The sequence below is a fragment of the Rhizobacter sp. P2_H2 genome (assembly GCF_056403375.1).
This window is the reverse complement of the sequence record NZ_JBFUFP010001788.1, coordinates 1-596: the sequence shown is the minus strand read 5'-3', so window position 1 is coordinate 596 and position 596 is coordinate 1. Positions and strand designations below refer to the sequence as shown.

Sequence of the window (596 nt, the reverse complement as noted above, 5' to 3'; positions counted from 1 at the left end):
GCCGAGCAGGGCGAAGCAGATGCCGCGAAACGTGCCGGCGAAGCACTCGCACAGGCGCTCGCCCCAGGCGGCGCCTCGAGCCCTTTGCTGATTCAAAACCAAGGGAGCTTCGCTGTCGGCGGGATGGTGAAGACGACCCCTGGAAGCTACGACAACAACAAGCCGACGGCGTCGGGGCAAGGTTTCCACGGCGACCACCTCTATGCGTTCTACCAGGTGCCGAAGGACCCGAAGGGCTACGAGTTCGACGGGGTCAGCCACCTCGGGACGTGACACGTGAGACCAGGCTGGCAATGATCCGCAATTGCAGCGCCGGATGCGTCACCTCACTACCACCTGGCTGCGACTCGCGCGACGGCACTGAATCTTTCGGAGGCTCAGTTCAGCCTTCTCAGCGTCCGAGAGAAGCGAGCAGGGGTCGATCGCGTCCGCGCTCGCCGCAGGTGCGAGCATCGCCGCAAGGACCGTGATGGCAAAAGCGTGACGGCTCATGACGGGCACCCCTGGTGGCGGCCAACAAGAAGCAGACGGCGAACCTGCCGCTTTGCACGACGACATTATTGCGAGGCCTGCTTCGGTGAGGCACGTCTTTACCC

1 pseudogene is annotated in these 596 nt (G+C 63.9%); it reads left to right on the top strand.

The annotated features are described in order from the left end of the window. Nucleotides 1–234, top strand: a pseudogene (locus AC1D15_RS36220) (alpha/beta hydrolase); the annotation flags it as partial. Between the last annotated feature and the right edge of the window lie 362 nt (nt 235–596).